Source organism: Pyxidicoccus trucidator (assembly GCF_010894435.1).
Classification (GTDB): Bacteria; Myxococcota; Myxococcia; order Myxococcales; family Myxococcaceae; genus Myxococcus; species Myxococcus trucidator.
In genome coordinates this window covers 474,523-497,911 of the sequence record NZ_JAAIXZ010000004.1, presented here as the reverse complement: position 1 = coordinate 497,911, position 23,389 = coordinate 474,523, and the positions used below count along the sequence as shown (strand labels likewise).

General features: G+C 71.5%; 18 protein-coding genes. 9 read left to right on the top strand and 9 right to left on the bottom strand.

The genetic code is table 11. The annotated features are described in order from the left end of the window. Positions 1-22 precede the first annotated feature (22 nt). On the top strand, positions 23-658 hold the full coding sequence (locus G4D85_RS15295) for a CAP domain-containing protein (RefSeq protein WP_164012491.1): 636 nt from the start codon (positions 23-25) through the stop codon (positions 656-658). Positions 659-686: 28 nt separating this feature from the next. On the opposite strand, the gene G4D85_RS15290 is transcribed toward G4D85_RS15295, so the two are convergent. Then, positions 687-893 (bottom strand): hypothetical protein, encoded by a 207-nt coding sequence (locus G4D85_RS15290; RefSeq protein ID WP_164012490.1) that lies wholly within the window; start codon positions 891-893, stop codon positions 687-689. Positions 894-1,054: 161 nt separating this feature from the next. On the opposite strand from G4D85_RS15290, the gene G4D85_RS15285 reads away from it, so the two are divergent. After that, positions 1,055-1,636 (top strand): CAP domain-containing protein, encoded by a 582-nt coding sequence (locus tag G4D85_RS15285; protein WP_164012488.1) that lies wholly within the window; start codon positions 1,055-1,057, stop codon positions 1,634-1,636. 25 nt (positions 1,637-1,661) lie between these two features. Here the strand turns inward: G4D85_RS15285 and G4D85_RS15280 are convergent, their stop codons facing one another. The 4 genes from G4D85_RS15280 to G4D85_RS15265 all read right to left on the bottom strand — a co-directional run bounded on the left by G4D85_RS15280 (position 1,662) and on the right by G4D85_RS15265 (position 7,530). Next, entirely contained in the window at positions 1,662-3,164 is a 1,503-nt protein-coding gene (locus G4D85_RS15280; protein WP_164012486.1) for an alpha/beta hydrolase family protein, read from the bottom strand. Positions 3,165-4,000: 836 nt separating this feature from the next. Further along, positions 4,001-4,831, bottom strand: coding sequence for a dienelactone hydrolase family protein (locus G4D85_RS15275; protein ID WP_164012484.1), 831 nt, complete (start codon positions 4,829-4,831; stop codon positions 4,001-4,003). Between the two features lie 248 nt (positions 4,832-5,079). Beyond that, entirely contained in the window at positions 5,080-5,901 is an 822-nt protein-coding gene (locus tag G4D85_RS15270; RefSeq protein WP_164012482.1) for an FKBP-type peptidyl-prolyl cis-trans isomerase, read from the bottom strand. A 273-nt stretch (positions 5,902-6,174) separates the two neighbouring features. Beyond that, a complete protein-coding gene (locus G4D85_RS15265) occupies positions 6,175-7,530 on the bottom strand; it encodes a hypothetical protein (protein ID WP_164012480.1) in 1,356 nt (451 codons plus the stop codon). Between the two features lie 419 nt (positions 7,531-7,949). On the opposite strand from G4D85_RS15265, the gene G4D85_RS15260 reads away from it, so the two are divergent. Together G4D85_RS15260 and G4D85_RS15255 are read left to right on the top strand one after the other, a co-directional pair. Then, positions 7,950-9,500 (top strand): parallel beta-helix domain-containing protein, encoded by a 1,551-nt coding sequence (locus tag G4D85_RS15260; RefSeq protein ID WP_164012478.1) that lies wholly within the window; start codon positions 7,950-7,952, stop codon positions 9,498-9,500. A 39-nt stretch (positions 9,501-9,539) separates the two neighbouring features. Next, on the top strand, positions 9,540-10,805 hold the full coding sequence (locus tag G4D85_RS15255; RefSeq protein ID WP_164012476.1) for an SO2930 family diheme c-type cytochrome: 1,266 nt from the start codon (positions 9,540-9,542) through the stop codon (positions 10,803-10,805). 84 nt (positions 10,806-10,889) lie between these two features. On the opposite strand, the gene G4D85_RS15250 is transcribed toward G4D85_RS15255, so the two are convergent. Further along, a complete protein-coding gene (locus G4D85_RS15250; protein ID WP_164012474.1) occupies positions 10,890-12,617 on the bottom strand; it encodes a glycoside hydrolase family 15 protein in 1,728 nt (575 codons plus the stop codon). A gap of 51 nt (positions 12,618-12,668) precedes the next feature. Between G4D85_RS15250 and G4D85_RS15245 the strand changes: the two genes are divergently transcribed. Then, the gene (locus G4D85_RS15245; protein WP_164012472.1) at positions 12,669-13,067 is read left to right on the top strand and encodes a nuclear transport factor 2 family protein; all 399 of its coding nucleotides are present in this window, start codon (positions 12,669-12,671) and stop codon (positions 13,065-13,067) included. 81 nt (positions 13,068-13,148) lie between these two features. Here G4D85_RS15245 and G4D85_RS15240 read toward each other — a convergent pair whose 3' ends face one another. Further along, positions 13,149-15,416 (bottom strand): RCC1 domain-containing protein, encoded by a 2,268-nt coding sequence (locus tag G4D85_RS15240; protein ID WP_164012470.1) that lies wholly within the window; start codon positions 15,414-15,416, stop codon positions 13,149-13,151. Positions 15,417-15,623: 207 nt separating this feature from the next. On the opposite strand from G4D85_RS15240, the gene G4D85_RS15235 reads away from it, so the two are divergent. The 4 genes from G4D85_RS15235 (at position 15,624) to G4D85_RS15220 (ending at position 21,927) form a co-directional block, all read left to right on the top strand. Continuing rightward, positions 15,624-18,077, top strand: coding sequence for an ABC transporter permease (locus G4D85_RS15235; RefSeq protein ID WP_240359282.1), 2,454 nt, complete (start codon positions 15,624-15,626; stop codon positions 18,075-18,077). 102 nt (positions 18,078-18,179) lie between these two features. Next, positions 18,180-19,226: an ABC transporter substrate-binding protein gene (locus tag G4D85_RS15230; protein ID WP_164012467.1), complete on the top strand. Its 1,047-nt coding sequence runs from the start codon at positions 18,180-18,182 to the stop codon at positions 19,224-19,226. An 8-nt stretch (positions 19,227-19,234) separates the two neighbouring features. After that, on the top strand, positions 19,235-20,896 hold the full coding sequence (locus G4D85_RS15225) for an ABC transporter permease (protein WP_420821708.1): 1,662 nt from the start codon (positions 19,235-19,237) through the stop codon (positions 20,894-20,896). Beyond that, complete coding sequence (locus tag G4D85_RS15220; RefSeq protein ID WP_164012462.1) at positions 20,896-21,927, top strand: ABC transporter ATP-binding protein; 1,032 nt, start codon at positions 20,896-20,898, stop codon at positions 21,925-21,927. The genes G4D85_RS15225 and G4D85_RS15220 overlap by 1 nt, the downstream gene beginning before the upstream one ends. On the opposite strand, the gene G4D85_RS15215 is transcribed toward G4D85_RS15220, so the two are convergent. Next, positions 21,924-22,505, bottom strand: a complete 582-nt coding sequence (locus tag G4D85_RS15215) for a DUF2911 domain-containing protein (protein WP_205525557.1) — start codon at positions 22,503-22,505, stop codon at positions 21,924-21,926. The two genes, G4D85_RS15220 and G4D85_RS15215, sit on opposite strands and share 4 nt — an antisense overlap. Positions 22,506-22,631: 126 nt before the next feature. After that, positions 22,632-23,210, bottom strand: coding sequence for a GNAT family N-acetyltransferase (locus tag G4D85_RS15210; RefSeq protein ID WP_164012460.1), 579 nt, complete (start codon positions 23,208-23,210; stop codon positions 22,632-22,634). Between the last annotated feature and the right edge of the window lie 179 nt (positions 23,211-23,389).

Sequence of the window (23,389 nt, the reverse complement as noted above, 5' to 3'; positions counted from 1 at the left end):
TCCTGGCGCATCATTGCGCGCCATGGCTCCGTCTTCGCGATTGCTCCGCTGGTCCGCCCTGCTCCTCCTGACGCCGCTGCTGGGCTGTAGCCAGGGGACGCGGAGCGGAAAGCGACAGGCGGCGCCCCAGCGGCAGACGGCGACGGCCTCGCGGGGGAAGACGCCGGTGAGCGCGGAGACCCGGCCGACGCTGCCCGCGCCCAAGGACCTGGCTCGGGACATGGTGGCCGCGCACAACCAGGCCCGCGCCCAGGCGAAGCCCACGCCGAAGTCCGCGCTGCCGCCCCTCACCTGGTCCGACGAGGCCGCGCGCAAGGCCGCGTCCTGGGCGAAGGAGTGCAGGTTCGAGCACAACCCCAACCGGGGCGACTTCGGGGAGAACCTCGCCGCCGCCACGCCCAACACCTGGACGACGCCCGAGGTGGTGAAGAGCTGGGCGGACGAGGCCGACGACTACGACTACACGCGCAACACCTGCAAGAAGGGCAAGGTGTGCGGCCACTACACGCAGGTGGTGTGGCGGACGACGGGCGCCGTCGGATGCGCCACGGTGATGTGCAACAAGAACTCGCCCTTCGGCGCGCAGTTCCCCACGTGGCAGAACTGGGTGTGCAACTACGCGCCCCCGGGCAACTGGGTGGGCAAGCGCCCCTATTGAGGAGGGGCCCGGCGCCCGGAGTTGTACGTCAGCCGCGGAACAAGCGGCGGAACATGCGCGAGAAGAGGCCGGCGGAGACGGGCTCCGGACGGCCCTCGACCGACGCGCGCTGGCCTTCCAGCTCGACCTTCCGCTTCGGCCTGCGCGGGTCAATCGACATGACGCTGAACTCGTCCATGCCCTCGAGTGAGGTGAAGACCTTGCTCGCACGGCTCTGGTTGGGGTCGTAGCTCATGCACGTCTCCGGACGGAGTGGGGATGGTAGCAGGCTTCCGTCCCGAATGCCCGTCCCCCCTCCCTGGCGTGCGATTCCAGACGCGGATCAGACCCCGGGTGATGGAGCTTTCCACCTGCCAGCCCACCTGGAGCGGCGCTCGCCCCGCCATAATGCCTTCCATGTCCCGCCCCTCCCTCCGACACCTGCTGGCCCTGGCCATCCTCGCTCCGTGGCTGGCCACCGGCTGCGAAGCCGATGAGCCCACCCCGGACGAAGACACCACCCCGGACCCGTCCACGCTGCCCCCGTTCGCGCGCGACATGCTCGACACCCACAACGAGGTGCGGGCAGGGGTGAGCTCGCCCAGGCCGAGCCCGGCGCTGGAGCCCCTGGGCTGGAGCACGGCCGCGGAGACCGTGGCGAAGAAGCATGTGGAGAAGTGCGAATGGGGGCACAACTCCGAGCGCGGCAACCTGGGCGAGAACATCGCCGCCGCCACCCCCGACTACTGGGACACGGAGGGCGTGGTGATGGCGTGGGCGGACGAGGTGGCGGACTACAACTACGAGAACAACTCCTGCGCGACGGGCAAGCAGTGCGGCCACTACACGCAGGTGGTGTGGCGAGCCACGACGCGCGTGGGCTGCGCCACGAAGGTGTGCACGCAGAACTCACCCTTCGGCGCTCAGGCGCCGACGTGGCAGTACTGGGTGTGCAACTACGACCCGCCGGGTAACTACCGGGGCCAGAAGCCTTACTGAGCATGGTGCCCGCGCGGGCGGCGTCTCAGTGCGCCAGCCCGCGCAGCCACGCCTCCAGCACCGGGAACACGTCCTCCGCCGTCGTCTCCACGCCCGGCTGCTTCGCGTCGGGCGGCAGGGCCAGCCGGTGGTCCGCTCCCGGCAGCACCTTCACCGTCACGCGGGTGGCCTCGGCGCCGGCAACCGCTGCACCGCTTCGCTGGGGCCTGGCGGCCCCGGCTCCGGCATCGGACTCACCGTTTCGGTAGAGACTGGCGGCTCCTGCTCCGGCCTCACCGCTTCGCTGGGGCCTCGCGGCTCCGGCATCGGCGTCACCGCTCCACTGAAGCCCCTGGGACAGCGCGCGGGCCGTGGCGCGGGCAGGTGTCACCGCATCCTCGCCGCCCAGGAGCGCCAGCACCGGGACACGCACCCGCGCCAGGTCCTCCGCCGGGTCGTAGGACAGCACGTTGCGCCACACCGCGCGTTGGACTTCCAGTAACTGAGGCAGCGGCATGTCCTCGCGCCCCGCCAGCGGCGACACCGCGAACCAGCGCTTGCGCTTCGCGCGCTTGAGCTGGAAGTCGAGCATCTTCAGCGCCTTCGCCTCGCGCTCGGGGGCGTAGAGGCGCGCGTCGTGGAGCGTGCTCACGTGCTCCGCCAGGTCCACCACCTCCGGGCCGGTGAGCCCCCGCCGCCGGGCCTCGTTGCGCAGGCGGTGCTGCTCCTGCTTCCACAGGGCATCCCCGCCGCCGGACACCAGCACCAGGAAGCCCACCACCTCCGGCGCGCGCGCCGCCGCGTGCACGGCCACCCAGGCGCCCTGGCCGAAGCCCAGCAGTCCCACCTCGCGCATTCCCGCGCGCTCCTTCAGCAACCGCGCAGCCGCGAGCCCGTCGTCCGCCCACTCGCGCACACCCGACTCCCAGGGCTGGCCTGCTCCCGAGGAGCGCCCCGCGCCGCGCCGGTCGTACGTGAGCACCGCCAGTCCCTGTTGGACGAGGAACGCGGGATACGGCTCCAGCGCCCGCCGGGTTCCCGCGTCCGCATCGTGCAGCAACACCACGGCGGCCCGGGGTGCCGCGCTGGAGGGCAGCCACAGTGTTCCCGAGAGGGTGACGTCCCCGCTCCGGAAGGTGACCTCCTCGGTGCGCAGCGGCAGTGGCCGCAGCTCCACGGTGGAAGCACTGGCGCCGCCCTCACTCAGGGCCAGCCGCGTCCCTCGAGCGGTGGGGGTGACGCTGGCGGGAGGCTGGCTCCCCGCGAGCCCCCACGCGCCCGCCTCGCGCGGCTCCAGGCGCCACCGCCGCCGAGAAGCGAAGTCCATGAGGAAGGGTGCCGCCTCGTCATGCCCGGCGGACACGAGCCCGCCGTCGGGACGCAGCCAGCCGCCAGCGAAGGGGAGCGCACCACCCGGGAGCGGCGCCGCCACGCCTGCATCCACCGGCCCGCCCGCGAGCCGCGCCGCCGTGCTCCCATCCGCCTGTCCAAACCCGCTCCACGGCAGCAGGCACAACCCCACCACGACGCGCACGCCTGTCCTCAGCACCGAGCCTCCCCAAGATGAGCACACCCTTCAAGCCGACCCCGGACCTCCGGGCAACAGGCAGCCACACAGCCCGGCTCCAGTGGGACGAGTGGACAACACCTCGCCTCCTGGCAGCCCGCCAGCCCGCGCCTCGCGAGCACCCTGGGTGCACCGCCCCGGCCCACTTCAGACGCCGGAAGCCACTGCGCAGATCACTCATCGGGTCTCGGCTCTCCACCGCCCATTCCGCGACGCGACTCCACACGCACAGGCCCCCCGGGCCCCTCGGGCGGGCGGAATGAAGGTTCCTTCCATCCCCACCCGCGCCCCAGGGAGGCTCTCCCAGGACACGCCGGGGTGGAATGAAGGTTCCTTCCACCCACCGCACCAGGGAGCCCCTCCCCGAGCAACCCCGAGGTGGAATGAAGGTTCCTTCCACCCCACCAGAGCCAGGGAGGTCCGCCTCCGGCCCCGGAGCGGAATGAAGGTTCCTTCCACTCCGCTCCAGGGAGACCCGCCCACGGGAGGCAACCCCGGGATGGAATGAAGGTTCCTTCCACCCCACCCGCGCCAGGGAGGCGATACCCCGGACACCCCAGGGGCGGAATGAGGGTTCCTTCCACTTCACCCGCACCAAGGATGGGGCCGACAGGGGCTCTACGGGTGACTGTCGCGGATGGGCGGCTCTCATCGGGGCGACCTGAGGCCACGTGCTCCCTGCGTCGGTGGCATGGCCTCCAGCACGGAAGGACTGCCAGCAGGAGCGCAGGTCACGACGGAGCGTCTGATGGCGGCAGCCACGCCAGGTCCTCGCCGTGCGCACCCCTCCGGCTCGGCAGGCCCCTCCATCGCTGGCGTCAGCGCTTCAGGTGCTGCTCCAGGAACGCGGATGTCTCCTGCCACGCCGTGGACGCGGCGAGCGCGTCGTAGCGACCACCGGACGGGTTGGCGAAGGCGTGGTCCGCCTCGAACTCCAGGATGCGGTGCCGCACACCCGCCGAGTCCAGCGCCTGCCGCAGCTCCGCCACCTTCTCCGGCGGAATGGACGCGTCCTTCGTCCCGAAGATGCCCAGCACCGCCGCCTGGATGGTGGAGAGCGCGTCCGGGTCCGTCACCGGGTTGCCGTAATAGAGGACCGCCGCGTCCAGCTCCGGCAGGGCCATGGCCGCGCGCAGCGACCAGCCGCCCCCGAAGCACCAGCCGATGCTCCCCGTGCGCGGCGCCCGTATGCGCTCGTCCTGCTGGAGGAACGTGTGCGCCGCCTTCAGCACCTCCGCCGCGCGCGCCGCATCCACCGTCTTCACCAGCGCCATCGCCTCGTCGCGCGTGGTGGCCACCTTGCCGCCGTACAGGTCCACCGCCAGCGCCGCATACCCGTTCGCCGCCAGCCGGTCCGCCCAGTGCTGGATGTGCTCGTTGAGCCCCCACCACTCGTGGATGACCAGCACGGCCGGCAGCGGCCCCTTCGCGCCCTCGGGCAGGCTCAGGTACGCCTTCGTCCCGGCCACCTCCACCTCCTGCCCCTTGCGCGGCGGCGCGGCGTCCTCGCGCAGCGTGTGCAGCTCCTTGAACTCCGCCTCGGACACGGCGCCCGTGGGTGACGGCTCGCGCGAGACTTCCGCGGAACGGCCCCGGACACAGGCTCCCAGCAACAGCGCTCCCAACAGCAGCAGCAGGCTCCGGCGCATGGCGTGCTCCCTCCGTGTGCATGGCCCGTCCCCGCACGGGGACGGCGGTGGTCCCCTGGCCTACCCCGGGCCGGCACCGCGCGCCACCGGCTCGCGCACCGGGGCGACCCCGGAAATACGAAGAGGGCCGGCACCGCGCGCCACCGGCTCGCGCACCCGGGCGACCCCGGAAACACGAAGAGGGCTGGGAGGGGAACGCCCCTCGCCAGCCCTCTCGAAGTCCCGCTCCGCTGGGAGCAGGGGTGTGACTACTTCTTCGGCGCCGGAGGAGGCGTCGGCTTGCCCTGCGGCGCGCCCGTCGGAGGCGTGCCCATGCCCGGCATGCCCTGCGGCATCTCAGGCGCCTTCACAATCTCCAGCAGCTCCACCTCGAACACCAGGGCCGCGCCGCCCGGGATGTTCGGCGGGGCGCCACGGTCGCCGTAGGCGATGTCCGACGGGCAGGTCAGCTTCGCCTTGCCGCCGACCTTCATCTTCTGCACGCCCTCGGTCCAGCACTTGATGACGCCCTGGAGCGGGAACTGCGTGGGCTCGCCACGCTTGTAGGAGCTGTCGAACTCGGTGCCGTTCGTCAGCGTGCCCTTGTAGTGCACCTTCACGATGTCCGACGCCTGGGGCTGCGCACCGGTACCGGCGGTCAGCTCCTTGTAGACGAGGCCGGACTCGGTCTTCGTGGCGCCGGACTCCTTGGCGGCGTCCTCCAGGAACTTCTTCGACTTCTCCTTCTCCTGCTCGGCCTTGCGCGTGCTGCGCGTGCGCGCCAGCTCCTGCAGCTTCGGCCCGTACGTCTCCATGTCGACCGGGGACTTCTCACCCTTCACCTGGGTGGTGATGCCCGCCTTGACGTACTCGAGCTCCTCGGGAGTCATGTCGAACACGCTGATGCTGCGGCCGATGGACAGGCCCAGCGCGTACAGCGTCTTCTGCTCCTCGGTCTGCGGGTTGCTGGCGTTGCCAGCGGCCGCGCTGCCGGTGGTGGTGGTGGTGCCACCGCCGGCCGCCTTGTCGTCCTTCGCCGGCGGGCAGCCCGTCAGCACCAGCATCGTCGCGACCAGCCACGTCTTCCGCATGTCGTTGCCCTTCCTTCGCCTTGAAGTGCGGCAGCGAGACACCGCCGCCAGTGTCGGTTCCGGGGGCGACTTACTACAGAAACGGTCTGTCATCTGCTTAGCGGCGTTTCCGGCCCTTCCGGGGCCCCCGAGTCACCTCCCGCCAGCAACTCGCGACAAGGGCCCTGACTTCCACGGGGACGCCGGCCGGGGTGGGTGTTTTCATCACCCCGGCCCTCGGAGCGCCCGCACGACCGGGGTGCCGCCGGGCGGAGGCTCCGGGCCTGGAGCCGCTCAGTGGGCGGACTCGAGGTGCATGACACGGCCTCCGGGCCCCACCCTCCACGCGTCGGTGGCGCTGGTGCCCCAGATGGCGTTGGAGGTGAGCTTGTCCCCGAGGAGCGGGGTCCACGCCGTGCCGTCCCAGTGGGCCAGGCCGCTCAGGCCCACCGCCCAGATGTCCCCGGCCGTGGCGCCCCACACCGCGCGGAAGCGGGGCCAGCCGGTGCTCTGCTCGGAGGTCCACCCCTGCGCATTCCGGCGGGCGATGATGCCCGCGAGGGAGGCCTGACCGTCGGCGAGGACAGGGACCTCGCCCACGGCCCACACGTCCTCTTCCGTGGCCACCCAGGCCCCGAACAGGTTCGAGGCGCGGCTGACCTCTCCCCGGTAGTAGCCCTCCCGTTCGAAGCCACCCCTGAACTGGCGCCAGATGGAGCCCTCGGGGCCCACACCCCAGCTGGCGTAGGTGCCGAAGCCCCCGATGAAGTTGTGCGGCTGCCCCATGTAGAAGCCATAGGCCCGCCACTCCGTGCCATTCAACTCAACGCGGCTGCCATGCCCCACGGCGATGGCCTGGCCCGGGGCGATGGCATGGACGCCGAGCAGCACCCGGGGCGTGCCACGGGTGTGGCCCCACTCCGGCCCGTCCTCCCGGGCGTCCGGGCTCCACTTCGCCGGGCTCCACACCTTGCCGTCCCAGTGGATGATGGTGGGCAGCGCGTCGCCGACCTTGCCTCCCACGGCAATCACATCCGTCGGCCCGGTGCCGCTCACGGCGCGCAAGTCACGGTTGGTAGGGCTGCTGAAGGGCGTCCACTCCTTGCCATCCCAGTGGATGAGGGTGCCGCCGGCGCCCACCGCCCACACGTCCGTGGCGGAGCTGCCCCACACCCCGAACAGCTCGTAGCAGGTGTTGCTCGGCACGCGCTTCCACTGCCGTTCGCCCTTCGCCGTCAGGGGCGCCTCCGCCTCGACGGAGTCGTTGCACACCGGCGGCTTCGGGAAGAGCGGCAGCACCTTCACGGTGAACCGCGTGCTGTCCACCACGGTGCCGGCCGTGGCCGTCACCGTCACCGTCGTCTCCCGGGGGCTGTCGGCGTCCGGCTTGAAGACCAGCGTGTCCCCGGAGAACGTGCCGTACCCCGGCAGGCCCTCCACGGACAGCTCCACGTCTTCCTGGGTGGTGTTGAGCACCAGCACCTTGACCTGGAGCTGCTCCCCTTCGTTGACGCTCAGGTCGTCAATCCGGGCGAGCGTGAGGGCCGCCCGCTCCACGGCCGGAGGTGAGTCCCCTCCGGCTCCCAAGACCTCGCAGCCCATGGACAGCACGGACGCCAGGGCAATCACTCCCATCAGTCTCAACCGCATGTTTCCCCCTCCTGCAACATCCCGGCCCTGATGTAATTGCCCCTATACCACGGGGCTTCCACCGGGGAGCTGAGCAGGGTCCGGGCTGGACGGTGTTTGCCGGGTGAATGACACCGCACCGCCCGTGCAGGCTCCCCTGGGCCACCCGTGCAGGCTCCCGGGCTGCCCGCGCAGGACGCCGCACACGCAGTCCAGGCGCGGGCGGTGATGCACGCCGCCTTCACCGCAACACGGGGAGCACCGGCCTTTCCTCAACCCGATTGCAGAACGCACTGCGTCACGGGTAGGGCGCCACGAATTCGTTACCGGACCCTTGAGGTCGGGCACCTTCACGGGGAGGATTCGCCCGGTCCTGTTGCGCCCTGGAGCCCCACCCTCGGGAGTGAAGAGGCGCAGCGCTTTCGCAGGAGGAAACCCTGATGCAACGTCTGCCGCTGTCGCGCGCTCCTCGCGCCGTGCTCCTGGCCCTGGTGGGTCTGCTCGCCCTTCCCGCATGCTCGGACGACGAAGAGGGCACCGGTACGCCGGATGCCGGGAACACGATTCCTGACGCGGGCACGCGGACCGATGCGGGCACCGACGCGGGGACGGACGCCGGCACCGACGCGGGGACGGACGCCGGCACCACGACGGCCTGGCCGCAGGACTTCTCCTGCGAGGGCAAGCCGCAGCAGACGCTGACCTTCAACGCCAACCAGGTGCAGGAGCTCCAGGACGCGGTGAACAGCCTGGCCGCGTGCACCACGATTCAGCTCGGCGCCGGGACGTTCCAGTTCGACAACGCCCTCACCATCCGCGCGAACGGCATCACCGTCGTCGGCGCTGGCAAGGGCGCCCAGGGCGAGGGCACGGGCGGGAGCGCCAGCACGGTGCTCGACTTCTCCGACGCCGCCGGCAACACCAACGGCATCGACGTGTCGGACGCGAAGCTGTTCACCGTGCGCGACGTGGCCCTCTGGAATGCGAAGAAGGACGCGCTGCGCATCGAGAACTCCAGCAACATCCTCGTCCAGCGCATCCGCACGGAGTGGGCGGTCGAGAACAACGAGAGCAACGGCAAGTACGGCATCTACCCGGTGAAGTCGTCCTACGTCATCATCGAGGACAGCGAGGCCTACAACGCGGCCGACGCCGGCATCTACGTGGGGCAGACGCGCTACGCCATCGTCCGCCGCAACATCGCGAAGAAGAACGTGGCGGGCATCGAAATCGAGAACACGAAGTTCGCCTACGTGCAGGGCAACATCGCGCAGGACAACACGGCGGGCCTCGTGGTGTTTGACTTGCCGGGCAACCCCATCCGGGGCACGGACGTCCTCGTGACGGGCAACACGATTACGGGGAACAACCGCAACAACTTCGCCTCCGTGTCGGCCAGCAGCAGCACCGTGTCCCAGGTGCCGGCCGGCACCGGCACGTTCATCCTCGCGTCGCGCCGGGTGGAGTTCGTCGGCAACACGTGGGGTGACAACAACACCGTCGACATCGCCGTGCTCAGCGGCCTGGCGATTGAGCCCGACCTCACGCTGTGGAGCGCCGGCTTCTTCAACTTCGCCAGCTCGGACGTCTACATCCACGGCAATACCTTCCAGGAAGGCAGCGGTGACATGGTGGACAACGGCCACCCAGACGCGGAGCGCCGGCCGCTGGGCGCGCTGGTGGGGGCCGTGTACCAGTACGGGGCCGCGGCGGCGGGCGTGTCGCTCGTGGAGCACCTGCTGTGGGACGGCATCGACCCGGCGCCGCGCAACGAGAGCCTCCTCAACCCCGTCAACATCTGCTTCACCGGCAACACGCTGCCGGCGACCACGAAGGCCGCCATTGTCGACCTGGACCTGCAGGCCGTCAGCGGGCACCTCCTGTCCGCGTCGCCCAACGTGGCCGCCGCCTGGGGCGAGACGCGCCGCTTCACCCAGGGCGCCGCGCCGTTCAACTGCTCCGGCTTCTCCCCGAAGCTGGCGCTGCCCTGAGGCTGCTGTTGAAGCGGTTGTCGCCAGAGGACGTCACGCATGCGTAAGCCGTACAGCTACGGACTCGGACTCGCCGCGGTGCTGCTGACCGCGGCGATGGCCTCGTGCTCCGGTGGCGAGGACCCGCCTCCCCCGGGCGTCGACGCGGGGAGCAACGGCACCGAGGACTCCGGCACCCTGCCGGTGGACAGTGGCACGCCGGACGCCGGGGTGGATGCCGGCGTGGACAGCGGCACCCCGGATGCCGGCGACGACGCGGGCACTCCGGACGCCGGCCCGGGGCTGCCGGATGGCTCGGTGGTCATCCCCACGAGCCTGGCGGACCTGGGACTCTTCACCGGCAGCCCCGCGACGGGCGGGCTCCAGCCGGTGCAGGGCAACATCCCCTATGAGCTGACCACGCCGCTGTTCTCCGACTACGCGCTCAAGTTCCGCACGCTCTACATCCCCCCGGGGAAGACGGCCGCCTACCGCGCCAATGACTTGCTGGATTTGCCGGTGGGCACCCTCATCACCAAGACGTTCTCCTTCCCCGCGGACCTGCGCGAGCCGGAGAAGAACGTGCGCGTCATCGAGACGCGCGTGCTGGTGCGGCAGCCCGGCGGCTGGGAGGCGTACCCGTACTTCTGGAACGCCGAGCAGACGGCGGCCACGCTGGCCGTCGGTGGCCGCGTCGTCCGGGACATCGAGCTCATCGACGAGGCCGGTGTCACCCGGAAGTTCGACTACCTGGTGCCCAGCAAGAACCAGTGCAGCATGTGCCACCACGTCCTGGACTCGTCACAGAACCAGGTCCTGCTGCCCATTGGCGTGAAGGCCCGCTATCTCAACCGGGACTACGTCTACGGTGGGCAGCCGGCGAACCAGCTCCAGTACCTGGCGGACCTGGGGAAGCTGACGGGGCTGCCCGCGTCCAACGTGCCGCGCGCGCCGGACGCGTTCAACCCCGCGGAGGCGGAGCTGGGCTTGAGGGCTCGCACCTACCTGGACATCAACTGCGCGCACTGCCACCGGGAGAATGCGACGGCGGGGGACACCAGCCGCATGTTCCTCGACCTCGACAGCACGGCGACGCTCAACCTGAACATGGGCGTCTGCAAGCGGCCGGGCTCGGCGGGCAGTGGCGTGGGGGGCGAGTTCGACATCGTCCCCGGCGACCACTCGGTGTCCATCCTCTGGTACCGGCTGCACACCGAGGAGTCCGGAAAGATGATGCCGCAGATTGGCCGTGCGCTGCGGCACGACCAGGGCTCCAGCCTCATCGCCGACTGGATTGATTCCATGCCGGCCCGCTCCTGCAAGTAGGCCGGAGCGAGCGTCGTAGTTAGAAAGGCCCCTCCGCGCAGCCGGCGCGGAGGGGCGCTCCACTCCACGAGTCCCGCGAGAGCCCTACCTCTCCAGCGCCGTGCCCCACGACAAGCCCATGGCGGCCCGCACCAGGGCCACGTGGCTGGAGGTATGGGGGAAGTGGCCGGCCATGCGGCGCTGGCGCGGGTCATACTCCTCGGACAGCAGGCCCACGTCGTTGCGCACGCGCAGCAGCCGCTCGAAGAGCGCGTGCGCTTCCTCGCGCCGCGCCATCAGGTGCAGGCTGTCCGCCAGCCAGAAGCTGCACACCAGTGACACCCCCGCGCCGCGCGAGTCGTCCTGGCGCACGAAGTCTCCCTCGCCCAGCCCACGCTCCACCGCCTCCACCGTGCCGCGCACGCGCGCGTCGGTCGCGGGCAGGAAGCCCAGCCGCGCCAGGCGCACCAGCCGCGCGTCCAGTCCCTGGCCGCCGTACTCCCGGGTGAAGGTGCCACGGCGCGAGTCGAAGCCGTCGCGGCACACCTCCGCGTGCAGGTCCGCGCGCAGCCGCTTCCAGCGCTCCGTCGGAGCGTCCAGGCCGAAGTGCGCGGCGCTCTCCATCGCCCGGTCCACCGCCACCCACGCCATCACCTTGGAGTATGTGAGGGACGGCCCCTCCGCCGAAGGCTGGAGCCACGGCCCCTCCAGGTGGTCGAGCATGGCCCGCTGTAGCGCCCACGCATCCCCGCTGGGGGCCAGGCCCCGGTGCGCGGCCTCGTGGAAGCAGCCCATGATTTCGCCCACATCCTCGGTGCGCAGCCCCCGGCGCGCGGCCTGGCCGATGCGCACCGGCCGCGTGCCCTCATAGCCGGGCAGCCAGGACAGCTCCTGCTCGGGGAAGCGGCGCTCTCCGGCCACGCCGTAGGGGGACTGCAGCTCCTCCGGCTCGCCGGCCACCGCGCGCACCAGCCAGTCGCGCCACGCGCGGGCCTCGTCCACGTAGCCTCCGTCCAGCAGCGCCTGGAGCGCGCTCGTCGCGTCGTGCAGCCAGCAGAAGCGCGCGTCACCGGGGCGACCCCCGGAGGGCACCGGCAGCGACGTGGTGGGCGCCGCCACGATGCCCCCGGTGGGCGAGTAGGTGAGCGCCTTGAGGGTGATGAGCGAGCGCTGGACGGGCTCATGCCACGGCCCGGTGGAGGCGAAGCGCGAGGACCACTGCTTCCACCACGCCTCCGTGTCGTCCACGGCGGCCAGCGCGTCCAGCGGGGGTGGGGGCGGCTCGTGCGAGGGGTGCCAGGAGAGGACGAAGGGCACGCGCGCGCCCGGCTCCACGGGGAAGTCCGCGGTGAGCGCGGGCCCCTGCCTGCGCAGCGGGACGGAGGTACGCAGGGCCACCGCGTCCGGCCCCGCGCGGGCGGAGGCGTGGTCGTCCTGGAAGCGCACCCAGGGCGAGCGGTCTCCGTAGCCGAAGTGGGCGATGAGCTCCATGCGCATGGGCACGGAGCCCTTCAGCCCGTACACCACCCGGACGAGGTCCGGCTCGCGACCGCGCGGGGGCATGCAGTCCACCACGCGCACCACGCCGTCCTCCGTCTCGAAGTCCGTCTCCAGCACCAGCGAGCCGGGGCGGTAGCGGCGCGTCACCTTGAGGATGCCGCCGGCGGGCGCGAGCAGCCACCGGCCGTGGGACGGGTCTCCCAGCAGCGCGGCGAAGCAGGCGTCCGAGTCGAAGCGGGGCCAGCACAGCCAGTCGATGGAGCCGTCCTTCCCGACGAGGGCGGCGCTCTGGGTGTCACCGATGAGGGCGTAGTCTTCCAGGGGAAGGGCCATGGCGCGGGAGCATGGCACAATGCCCGGGTGCTGCCTTCCCAGGAGGAGTCCATGTCCCCGACGAACCTCGACACCGCGCTGCGCTACCTCCAGGCCCTGGAGCGCGGGGCGACGGACGAAGAGCTGGCGCCCCTCTTCCACCCGGAGGCAGTCCAGCGGGAGCACCCCAACGCGCTCCACCGCAACGGCCAGACGCGCGACCTGAAGACGATGCTCCTGGACGTGGAGCGCGGGAAGACGCTGCTGGCCTCGCAGCGCTACACCGTCCGGAGCTCCCTGGCCCAGGGCGACAGCGTGGCGCTGGAGGTGGACTGGAGCGGCACGCTGGCCGTGCCCCTGCGCGCGCTGCCCGCCGGGGCGGAGCTGCGCGCCGCGTGCGGCATGTTCCTCACCTTCAAGGACGGCCGAATCGTCTCGCAGCGGAACTACGACTGCTTCGAGCCGTTCTGAGGAAGCCCGGCGGGTGCGCGTCTCCCCTGAGCACGCAGGGCCCGCGCCTCACGTCATGGCGCGGGCCCTCGGCGCGAGTATTCAGTTACCCAGCCCCTGTAACGGCATCGGCGTAAGACGCTTGCCGGCCGTCGTTCCGTCACCTAGCTGGCCGAGGCTGTTGTCACCCCAGATCCAGACGGTGTCTTCCTGCTGCACGGCCACCGTGTGCCACAAGCCAGCGGTGAGGGCGGTGACATTCGTCAGCCCAGGCACCGGGGCGGGCGTGAGGCGACCGGTGGTCGTCCCGTCCCCCAACTGGCCGGAGTTGTTGTTGCCCCAGGTCCAGACGGTGCCGTCCTGCCGTAAGGCCGCCGTATTGCTACCAGTCGCGGCAAGGGCGGTGACATTCGTCAACCCCTGCACCTGCACCGGCGTGAGGCGGTGGGTGGTCGTCCCGTCCCCCAGCGGGCCGTAGAAGTTGCGGCCCCAGGCCCAGACGGTGCCGTCCTGCCGCAAGGCCACCGTGTGGGCGTCACCAGTGGCGAGGGCGGTGACATTCGTCAACCCCTGCACCTGCACCGGCGTGAGGCGCTGGGTGGTCGTCCCGTCCCCCAGCCGGCCGCTGGTGTTGCTGCCCCAGGCCCAGACGGTGCCGTCCTGACGCAGGGCCACCGTGTAGGCGTCACCCGCGGCGAGGGCGGTGACATTCGTCAACCCCTGCACCCGTGCCGGAACCTGATGCTCGGCCGTCGTCCCGTCCCCCAGCTGTCCATTGGAGTTGTAACCCCAGGCCCAGACGGTGCCGTCCTGACGCACGGCCACCGTGTGGGTGGCGCCCGTGGCGAGGGCGGTGATGTTCGTCAATCCCTGCACCTGCACCGGAGTGGGACGGTCGCTCGTCGACCAGTCCCCCAGCTGGCCGTAGAAGTTGCGGCCCCAGCCCCAGGCAGTGCCGTCCTGCCGCAGCACCATCGTGTGGCCGAAGCTGGCGCTAATGGCGGTGACGTTCGTCAGGCCCGGCACCCGCGCCGGCGTGAGGCGCTGGGTGGTCGTCCCGTCCCCCAGCTGGCCGAAGTTGTTGTAACCCCAGGTCCAGACGGTGCCATCCGGCAGCAGCGCTACCGTGTGGAAGTCGCCAGCGTCGACGGCGGTGACCTTCGCCAATGCCTTTACCCGCACCGGAGTGCGGCCCTGGGTGGTCGTCCCGTCCCCCAGCTGGGCATGGGCGTTGTCGCCCCAAGCCCAGACCGTACCGTCCTGACGCAGGGCCACCGCGTGATGGGAACCCGCGACGAGGGCGATGACATTCGTCAGCCCCTGCATCGGCAATGGCGTGAGGTGCCCGGTGTTCGTCCCATCCCCCAGCTGGCCGTAGGCGTTGTAACCCCAAGCCCAGACGGTACCGTCCTGCCGCAGGGCCACGGTGTGGTAGAAGCCAGCGGCGAGCGCGGTGACCTCCGTCAGTCCCAGCACGGGTACCGGAGTGAGGCGTCCGGTGTTCGCCCCATCCCCCAGCTGGCCGTAGGCGTTCTCCCCCCAGGCCCAGGCAGAGCCGTCCTGAAGCAGGGCCACCGTGTGGGCATACCCCGCGGCAAGCGCGGTGACATTCGTCAGGCCCTGCACTGGCACCGGCGTGAGACGCTGGGTGGTCGTCCCGTCCCCCAGCTGGCCGGAGTAGTTGCGGCCCCAGCTCCAGATGGAGCCGTCCTGCCGCAGGGCCACCGTGTGGTAGGCGCCCGCGGCAAGGGCGGTGACATTCGTCAGGTCCTGCACCAGCACGGGCGCGAGGCGTCCGAGGTTCGTCCCGTCTCCCAGTGAGCCGTAGTAGTTGTAGCCCCAGGCCCAGACGGTGCCGTCCTGCCGCAGGGCCACCGTGTGGTAGGCCCCCGCGGCGAGGGCGGTGACATTCGTCAGGCCCGGCACCTGCACCGGCGTGAGGCGCCCGGTGGTCGTCCCGTCTCCCAGCTGGCCATAGGCGTTGTAACCCCAGGCCCAGACAGTGCCGTCCTGCCGCAGGGCCACCGTGTGGTGGAAGCCGGCGGTCATGGCGATGACATGGGTCAGGCCCTGAACCCGCACCGGCGCGAGGCGCCCGGTGGTCGTCCCATCTCCCAGTTGCCCGTAGCTGTTGGCACCCCAGGCCCAGACAGTGCCGTCCGGATTCAGGACCGCCGTGTGGCGGGAACCCGCGGCAAGGCGGGCTCCCGCGGAGCCATCGGATACGAAGCCACCTTGCAATCGGGATGCAGCCTCGGCGCTCATCTCCTGGACAGCCCCGTGGGCCGCCTCCTCGGCACCACAGCCAGCCACCGCCGCGCAAACGACCAATGCCAGGCATGCCAGCCACTTCTGTCCCTCACGTGTCATGGAGCCCCCCTGCTTCTTGCTACGTGTGCGCCTGCCATTCTGGTTCATCGGTACCCACAAGGCGTCGAGGTCAGCTTCCGTTCTGAGCCCTCTCGCCAGGGCGGCTGTCCGGATGCGGGAAACGGAGTCCCAGCGCCGGGCACATGAGGCCGGCTCCGTGTCCGCCCGCTGTCCGGGCGGGGCTGGCCGCTCGGGCTGGCATGGTCCATGCTCGCGGGTCCTGGAATGGACAGCCTCCTCCAGGACCTCCGGCTCGCGCTGCGCCGGCTGCGTCGCAGCCCCACCTTCACCCTGGTGGCCGTGGCCACGCTGGCCCTCGGCATTGGCGCCAACGTGGCCATCTTCAGCGTGGTGCACGCGGTGCTGCTGCGGCCCCTACCCATGCGCGACGACGCGCGGCTGGTGCGCATCTACACGGTGGGCAAGCAGGGCCCCGGCCCCACCTCGCCGCTCGACTTGAGGGACATGCGCGAGCAGGCCCGCGCCTTCGACGGCATGGTGGGCCTGGCGAGCGCGGCGATGACGCTGGGGGCCGACAGCCCCGAGTCCTCGCCGGAGAAAGTCCAGACGGGCCTGGTGACGGCGGAGTTCTTCCAGGTGCTCGGCGCCAGCGTGCAGCTTGGCCGCGGGCTTCAGGCGGGTGACGACGCCCCGGGCGCACCCAAGGTGGCGGTGCTCTCCCACGGGCTGTGGCAGCGGCGCTTCGGCGGCAGCACGTCCGTGCTGGGCCGCCCGCTCAATCTCGGCGGCCCCGAGCCCTGGACGGTGGTGGGCGTGGCGGCGCCCGGCTTCGACTTCCCCGCGCGCTCGGAGCTGTGGACGCCCCTGATGTGGGACGAGAGCATGGTGAAGGCGGAGGCGCGGGGCGCGCACTGGCTGGAGGTGTACGCACGACTCGCCCCGGGCGTGAGCCTGGAGGGCGCGCGCGCCGAAGTCACCGGCATCGCCCACCGGTTGGCCGAGCAGCACCCGAAGACGAACGCGGACCGGGGTGCCCACGTGGAGCCCCTGCGCGACGTGCTGCTGGGCAACGTGCGGCCGTCGCTGTTGCTGCTGCTGGGAGCGGTGGGGCTGGTGCTGCTCATCGCCTGCGCGAACCTCACCCATCTGCTGCTGGCGCGCGCCGCCTCGCGCGAGGGGGAGCTGTCCGTCCGGCTCGCCCTGGGCGCCAGCCGGGGCCGCCTCGCGCGCGAGCTGCTGCTGGAGAGCGCCCTGCTCTCCGTGCTCGGGGGCGGGGCGGGCCTGCTCGCCGCGCTGTGGGCGCTGGATGCCCTGGCCCTGCTGGGCCCACGTGACATCCCCCGCCTCGACGAGGTGTCGATGAACCGCACCGTCCTGGCCTTCACCGCCGGGCTGGCGGTGCTCACCACGTTCCTCTTCGGCCTCCTGCCGGCGCTGCACGCCTCGCGCGCGAACCTGGGGCGCGGCCTGCGTGCGGCGAGCGGCGGGGGCGGCACCAGCGCGCACCGCCACGGCACCCGCTCCGCCCTCATCGTGGGAGAGACGGCGCTCGCGGTGCTGCTGCTGGTGAGCGCGGGTCTGCTGCTGCGCACCTTCGTCCACCTCCGGAACACCCACCTGGGCTTCCAGCCCGAGGGCGTGCTGACGGTGAGGATGGAGCTGCCGCCCCTGCACTACCGCTTCGGCAGCGCCGCGCCCGCGGCCTTCTACGACCGGCTCCTGGAGCGGCTGCGCGCACGGCCCGGCGTGCAGGCGGCGGGCGCGGTGAGCGCCCTCCCCATGGACGGCGGCATCCGGTGGACCCTCCCTATAAAGGATACGCAGCGGCCCGTCCCCCCGGAGGCCACACCGTGGGAGACCCGGGTGCGCATCATCACCCCGGGAGCGCTGGAGGCGATGGGCGCGAAGCTGCTGCGAGGCCGGAGCCTTGGCGCCGGGGACCGGGACGCGGGCGAGCGCGTGGTGCTCGTCAACGCCGAGGCGGCGCGGCGCTTCTGGCCCGGCGAGGACCCCCTCGGCCACACCGTGAGCACGGAGATGGACTGGGGCAACGGCCCCTTCGGGGGCCGGGTGGTGGGCGTGGTGGAGGACCAGCCACTCGACGGGCTCGCGGCGCCGGCGGAGCCCGAGCTGTACGTGCCCTACGAGCAGGCGCGCGGCACCGGCATGACGTTGCTGCTGCGCACCCCGGGCGAGCCGCTCGCGCTGGCCTCGGCGGTGCGTGAGGAGCTTCGCGCGCTCGATGCGAGCCTCGCGACGAGCAGCGTGCGCACCTTGTCCTCCGTGGTGGACGGCACCGTGGCCCCGCTGCGCTTCTACCTGCTGCTGGTGGGCCTCTTCGCCGGAGTGGCCCTGCTGCTCGCCGCGGTGGGCCTCTACGGCGTGGTGGCGTACGCGGTGCAGCAGCGCACGCGAGAGCTGGGCATCCGCATGGCGCTGGGCGCACGGGCCCGGCAGGTGATGGGCATGGTGCTGGGCCGCTACCTGCGGCTCACCGCCTTGGGACTCGTCATCGGGCTCGCGCTCGCCGCCGGAGCCAGCCGCGCGCTCACGCACCTGCTCAGCGGCGTGCGGCCCACGGACCCGATGACGTACGCGGTGGTGGTGCTGGTGCTCGGCGCGGTGGCTGTTGTCGCCGCGCTGCTGCCCGCGCGACGCGCCGCGCGCGTGCCGCCCGCGGTTGCACTCCGGGGTGACTGACCTTGGGAGACGGGTGGAAGTCGCTGCGTCTGATACAATTGCAATACATACGCAAATTGCAGACGGTGACTTTCCGCCCCCGTTCCGCATAATCCACCGGGAATGCCCTTCCCTGCCCTGGTCCGGGGAGCCGGCCTGGCCGCCGCGCTCGTCCTGCTCGCCGCGTGCCGCATCGAGTCCGCCGCGCCCTCCGCCGGGCCCACGGCCTCGCGCGAGGGTGCTCCCTCCGGGGACGTGTGGATCTACACGTCCATGTACCGGCACGTGCTGGACGCGTTGGACCCGCTGCTGAAGGAGCGCCTCCCCGGAGTGACGGTCCACTGGTACCAGGCCGGCAGCGAGAAGGTGGCCAGCCGGCTCGAAGCCGAGCGTGCCGCCGGGGCCGTGCGCGCGGACCTGCTCGCCACGTCGGACCCCTTCTTCTACGAGCGGCTCGCGCGGGAGGGCGCCTTCGCGCGCTACGCCTCGCCCCACGTGCTGCGCGTCCCCCGCTCGCTGTTGGACCTGGACGCGCGCTACGCGGCCATCCGTCTGTCCACCATGGTCCTGGTCCACCGCCAGGGCACCACGCCCACGCCGACCTCCTTCGCGGCGCTGGCGGATGGGAGCTGGAAGGGGCGCGTGGCCATTGGCGACCCGCTCACCTCCGGCACCGCGTTCACGTGGGCGGTGTTCTGTCAGGCGAAGTACGGCGACGCGTTCTTCACCGGACTGCGCGCGCGAGGCGCCATCGTCGCGGGAGGCAACGCGGCGGTGCTCCAGAAGGTGGAGAGCGGCGAAGCGGACGCGGGCGTGCTGCTGCTGGAGAACGCCCTGGCGGCCCGAGCGCGCGGCAGTCCCATCCAGGTGGTGTGGCCCACGGACGGCGCCGTCGTCATCCCCGGCCCCGTGGCCCTCTTCGCCACGACGCCCAACCCCGTGGCGGCGAAGGCCGTGCTGGACGTGCTCCTGTCACCCGAGGGCCAACGCCTCATCGTCGAGAAGGGAGACATGCACGCGGTGGACCCGCGGCTCGAAGGGCCACGCGGTGAGCCGGGCGTGGACGCGCTGCTGGAGCGCGCGCAGCCGTGGACACCCGCGCTGGTGGAGCGGGGCCTCACGCGTGGAGGGACCCTCAAGGAGACCTTCTCCCGGGCGTTCTCCCAATGAGTGCGCGGGTGACTTCAGGGCGGCTTCTCGGGCTGGGCGCGTGGCTGGTGCCTCTCCTGTTCTTCGCCGTGGGGCCCGTCATCCTGTTGCTCCTGCGCGGACTGGGAGCGCAGGGGGATGGGAGCCTGTCCTGGCTGGGCGCGGAGCTGGGGGCGCTGGGGAACACGCTCCTCATCTCCACCGGGGCCGCGCTGCTGGCGTTGGTGCTCGGCACGCCGCTGTCGCTCCTGCTCTTCCGCACGGACCTGCCGCTGCGCGGAGCCTTCACGGTGCTGTTCACCCTGCCCTCCGCCATTCCCGCGTTCATCTGGGGCATGGGGTGGCTGTCCCTCGCCAGTCCTCGCGCGGGCTACCTCAACCGACTGCTGGGTGAAGGGGCCTTCGACATCTACGGCCCGGCGGGCATCGCCTTCGTCGAGGGGCTGTCCGGGCTGCCGCTGGTGCTGCTGGCGGGAGCCGCCGCGCTCCGGAGGGTGGACCCGGCGCTGGAGGAGGCAGCGCGCGTGTGCGGCGCGTCTCCCGTGCGCGCGCTGGTGACGACGACGCTGCCGCTGGCCCTGCCGTCGCTGCTCTCCGGCGCCGTCATGGTGTTCCTCATGGCGGCGTCCTCCTTCGGCGTGCCGTACCTGCTGGGCGTGTCGGCGTCGCCGCCCACGCGGGTGCTCACCACGCGCATCTATGAGTTGGTGCTGCTCGGTGGAGACGAGGGGCTGGCGCGCGCGGCGGTGCTGGCCACCGGACTCCTGCTGCTCGTGCCCGTGGCGCTCCTGGTGACCTGGCTTCTAGGGCGCTCGGGCCGCGTGCGACTGAGCGCGGGCAAGGGCGTTTCCTCCCGGCCCTTCCCGCTGGGCCGTGCGCGGGGGCTGACCCTGGCGGCCGTGGGCCTCACCTGCGCGCTCATGGTGCTGCTCCCGTTGGCGGCCATCCTCCTCACCTCCCTGCAGCGCAGCTTCGGCGCGGAGCTGACGTGGCGGGAGCTGACGCTGGCCCACTGGTCCGGCGTGCTGCTGGAGCCGCGCACGCTGCGCGCCACCGGGCGCAGCCTGTGGCTGGCGGCGGGGGCGGGAGCGCTGGTGTGCGTGCTGGGACTCGCGGCGGCGGTGCTTCAGCGCGGCTTCCGCCGCCTGGGCGCGGGAGTCGAAGCGCTCGCCGTGTGGCCCTACGCGGTGCCGGGCACGGTGCTCGCGCTGGCGCTGCTCCTCGCCTTCTCGCGGGACTTGCGCTTCATCCTGCTGGGCCGCGTCGCCTTCGTGCTCGCGCTGGCGCACACGCCGTGGCTGCTGCTCATTGCGTACTCGGCGAAGTACCTGGCGCTGGGGACGCGGAACAGCGCGGAGGCGCTGGCGCAGATAGACCCGTCGCTGGCGGAGGCGGCCCGGGTGAGCGGCGCGGGTCCGCTGCGCGCGTTCGTGGATGCGCCGCTGCCACTGCTGCGGCCCGCGCTCACCGTGGCCTTCGTGCTGGCATTCCTCGCGTGTGCCACGGAAATCACCATGTCCGTGCTCCTCGTGCCGGCGGGCTCGGAGGTGCTGGGCACGCTGCTGTTCGAGCTGCAGAGCTACGCGGACCCGGCGGCGGCGGCGGTGCTGGCCTGCGCCTTCGTCGCGCTGGTGGTGGTGGGACAGGCGGTGCTCGCGCTGGTGGGCCGGCGCGCGGTGGAGGCACGGTGATGGCGGCGATTGCCCTGGAAGGACTGTTCAAGTCGTACGGCACCACGCCGGTGGTGCGGGGCCTCAGCCTGGACGTGCGCGAGGGCGAGCTGGTCTCCCTGCTGGGCCCCTCCGGCTGCGGGAAGACGACGACGCTGCGGATGCTCGCGGGCCTGGAGCATCCGGACTCGGGCGTCATCCGCATCGGCGGGGAGACGGTGGCCGGGCCCGGAGTGCGCGTCCCGCCCGAGCGGCGCGGGCTGGGCATGGTGTTCCAGAGCTATGCCGTCTGGCCCCACCGCTCCGTGGAGGAGAACGTCGCGTATCCGCTGACGCTGCGCCGACTGCCCAGGGCGGAGGTGGCGTCGCGCGTGAAGGAAGCGCTGCGCTGGGTGCGGCTGGAAGCGCTCGCGACGCGCAGGCCACACGAGCTGTCGGGCGGACAGCTTCAGCGCGTGGCGCTCGCGAGGGCGCTGGTGGCCGGCCCACGCGTGCTGCTGCTGGACGAGCCCCTGTCCAACCTGGACGCGGCGCTGCGCGAGGAGCTGCGAGCGGAGATTGCCGCCCTGCGCGCGAGGCTGGGCACCACGATGGTCTTCGTCACGCATGACCAGGGCGAGGCGCTGGCGCTGTCGGACCGCATCGCGGTGATGAACCGGGGCGTCATCGAACAGGTGGACACGCCCGAGCGGCTCTACCACGAGCCGACGACGCCGTTCGTCGCGGGCTTCGTCGGCGGGGCGAACGTCCTCGTGGGCCAGGTGCGCGGCGGGGACTTCCACACAGCACAGGGGGGCGTGAGGTTCCCGCTTCCCGCCGGGCTGACCGCCTCCGATGGAGCCTACACGCTGGTGGTCCGCCCGGAGGACCTGGAGCTGGGCGGAGAAGGCACGCTGCTGCCGCTCTCCGCGCGCCTGTTCCTCGGGCACGCGGCGGAGTACCGCTTCCCGGTGGGTGGCACGCTGCTGCGGGTGGTGGGTCCCCCGCGCGAAGCCCGCGCGGGGGAGGAGCTCGCCGTGCGTATCTGGAAGGCGAAGCTGTTCCGCGTCTAGCCCTTCTTCACCGGGCGCACGGGGACGGAGACCTGCGTGTTCTCCCACGAGATGTTCAGCGCGGTGCCCTTGTCATCGAAGGCGATGGTGAACGCCTCGTAGGTGTCCGCGGACTTCTTCGCCGGCACGTCCACGCGCAGGACGTCGTTGTCCTTGTTGTACTTGTAGGCGCCCCACTGCCCCACGTCCTTGTTGACGATGAGCGTCCACTTGTCGGCCTGGGGAATGGTGAAGAGCGAGTAGGTGCCGGCCGGAATCTTCTTGCCCGCGAGCTCGAGGTCCCCCGTGGTGGTCAGCTCCGTGGCGGCATTCGCGCCCATGCGCCACACCTCGCCAAAGGGCACCAGCTTGCCGAAGATGACGCGCTTCTGGCCCGTCTTCGGGTCCTGGATGCGCGGCGAGTTGTACGTCACCTTCACGTACGTGTCGTCCAGCTTCTTCGCCGTCATCTCCAGCGGGCTGACGGGCGCCTTCGCAGGCGGAATGCTCTTCTGCGCCAGCGCGGGCGCGGCGGCGAGGAAGACGAGCGCGGCCAGGGTCGGGATGCTCAGGTGCGACGTGAGTCGACGGTTCGTCATGGGTATGGCCCTCCGGGTGAAGAGAGAACGGAAGCGGCGCCGGACCGTAGCATCCGGACACAAGGGGAGGCCCCCCGCGGCTTCCGGGGCCATGCAACGCTGAACAGCTCCGCTCATTCCCCGGAACTAGCGAGCACTGTCACGCAGGCTCAACGCCATCACCGCCCACTCGTCCGTGGCGTCCCGGTACGTCTGGAGCGTCTCGAAGCCGACGCGGGCGTGGGCCCGGAGCGAGCGCGTGTTGCTCGTGGACACCTCCGTCACCGTACAGGCAAAGCGGTCCGCGTAGCTGACGCAGTGCTCGCGGTAGAGCGCATCGAACACGCCCTGGCCCCGGTACTCCTCGGCCACGCACACCTGTCCCATGACGTAGTAGCCCCACTCGTGCAGCGGCCGTCCGCGCCAGCTCAGCGTCTCCAGGAGCTGGAACATGGGGTCCAGGATGGGGACGAAGGCGCGCGCGCCCACTGGCATCACCAGCGCATAGCCAGCGACCTTCCCGCCATCCTTCGCGATGACGCTCGGCGCGAGCGCGTGCATCTTCTCCAGCACGTCCAGCGTGTGGGCCACCGTGACGAAGCCCTCGCGCGCGGCCTGCTCCGGAGCGACGTGGTCGCGCAGGTTGGCGGCCTGGAGCTGGAGAATCTGCTCCAGCTCCGCGCGGTCGGTGACGAGACAGGTCCGGGGCGAAGACGAAGAGGACATGGTTCCGGTTTCTATAACGACTGCGGCCCGCTCCGTCAGCGAGACCGTGGGACAGGGCTTCGCCCCACCTGGATTCTTGCAAGCCGCCTGGCCCGCCCCGGGACGGTCGCCTGTGTGCTGGGCAGCCGCATCTTCGCCCAGGGAATCTTGAGACGGGTGCGGCCACGGGCCAGGGACTC

Bases quoted from the DNA above. Each gene is read 5' to 3' on its own strand.
- G4D85_RS15250 (WP_164012474.1), bottom strand. From the start codon at position 12,617: ATGGCCCTTCCCCTGGAAGACTACGCCCTCATCGGTGACACCCAGAGC.
- G4D85_RS15275 (WP_164012484.1), bottom strand. From the start codon at position 4,831: ATGCGCCGGAGCCTGCTGCTGCTGTTGGGAGCGCTGTTGCTGGGAGCC.
- G4D85_RS15245 (WP_164012472.1), top strand. From the start codon at position 12,669: ATGTCCCCGACGAACCTCGACACCGCGCTGCGCTACCTCCAGGCCCTG.
- G4D85_RS15265 (WP_164012480.1), bottom strand. From the start codon at position 7,530: ATGCGGTTGAGACTGATGGGAGTGATTGCCCTGGCGTCCGTGCTGTCC.
- G4D85_RS15295 (WP_164012491.1), top strand. From the start codon at position 23: ATGGCTCCGTCTTCGCGATTGCTCCGCTGGTCCGCCCTGCTCCTCCTG.
- G4D85_RS15260 (WP_164012478.1), top strand. From the start codon at position 7,950: ATGCAACGTCTGCCGCTGTCGCGCGCTCCTCGCGCCGTGCTCCTGGCC.
- G4D85_RS15210 (WP_164012460.1), bottom strand. From the start codon at position 23,210: ATGTCCTCTTCGTCTTCGCCCCGGACCTGTCTCGTCACCGACCGCGCG.
- G4D85_RS15235 (WP_240359282.1), top strand. From the start codon at position 15,624: ATGCTCGCGGGTCCTGGAATGGACAGCCTCCTCCAGGACCTCCGGCTC.
- G4D85_RS15240 (WP_164012470.1), bottom strand. From the start codon at position 15,416: ATGACACGTGAGGGACAGAAGTGGCTGGCATGCCTGGCATTGGTCGTT.
- G4D85_RS15215 (WP_205525557.1), bottom strand. From the start codon at position 22,505: ATGACGAACCGTCGACTCACGTCGCACCTGAGCATCCCGACCCTGGCC.
- G4D85_RS15230 (WP_164012467.1), top strand. From the start codon at position 18,180: ATGCCCTTCCCTGCCCTGGTCCGGGGAGCCGGCCTGGCCGCCGCGCTC.
- G4D85_RS15290 (WP_164012490.1), bottom strand. From the start codon at position 893: ATGAGCTACGACCCCAACCAGAGCCGTGCGAGCAAGGTCTTCACCTCA.
- G4D85_RS15220 (WP_164012462.1), top strand. From the start codon at position 20,896: ATGGCGGCGATTGCCCTGGAAGGACTGTTCAAGTCGTACGGCACCACG.
- G4D85_RS15285 (WP_164012488.1), top strand. From the start codon at position 1,055: ATGTCCCGCCCCTCCCTCCGACACCTGCTGGCCCTGGCCATCCTCGCT.
- G4D85_RS15270 (WP_164012482.1), bottom strand. From the start codon at position 5,901: ATGCGGAAGACGTGGCTGGTCGCGACGATGCTGGTGCTGACGGGCTGC.
- G4D85_RS15255 (WP_164012476.1), top strand. From the start codon at position 9,540: ATGCGTAAGCCGTACAGCTACGGACTCGGACTCGCCGCGGTGCTGCTG.